The 593-nt window shown below is 43.2% G+C and carries 1 protein-coding gene; it reads right to left on the reverse strand.

The window, feature by feature from the left end; translation table 11 throughout:
• Positions 1-538 (reverse strand): RNA-guided endonuclease InsQ/TnpB family protein (locus AAEZ00_RS20615; RefSeq protein ID WP_351089737.1); only part of this gene is annotated, 538 nt, incomplete at its 3' end.
• Positions 539-593 lie beyond the last annotated feature (55 nt).

Consider the following 593-nt stretch of genomic DNA (forward strand, 5'->3'; position numbering starts at 1 on the left):
CCACACCAAACTTTGATAGCTCAAAGACTTTCGTTTTAATCGATGTTTTCTGCTGAAATTTGGGGGTTACCCTGGCGACTATCCCAGTCGCCATTAAATCATTTTCGCCTGTGTTCTCGATAGACTTAGCTGCCGCTAAATCTCTGCACTGGACTAAACCGCAGCTTTCGCAGGCAAATTCTCGCACGATAAGGCCAAACTTGTGCGGGTGTTTGCATTGATAACAAATGCCTGTCGATTTCACAAACCGACCAATTTCATGGTAAATACCGCCATTCAATTCAACTTTGTATTTAGTCAGCGAAGTGATCATACCCATCACGTTATCGTTCACCATATGGCCGTTAAATTGCTGCATACCTTTCACGTTTAAATCCTCAAACACTATGATATCACTGGTCTTGGCTATCGAACATGATACTTCGTGAGCGAACGCTAGGCGTTGGCGTGAGATTTTTCCGTGAAGTGTATTTAAGCGGGATTTGGTTTTATGCCAGCGACTAGAGCCCTTTTCCCTTCGGCTCAACTGGACTTGAATTTGCTTTAGCTTTGTTGATGAACGTTTAAGAGCTTTTGGGTTTTTAACGTACCAA

This window comes from Shewanella sp. S1-49-MNA-CIBAN-0167 (genome assembly GCF_040310145.1).
Taxonomy (GTDB): domain Bacteria; phylum Pseudomonadota; class Gammaproteobacteria; order Enterobacterales; family Shewanellaceae; genus Shewanella; species Shewanella psychromarinicola.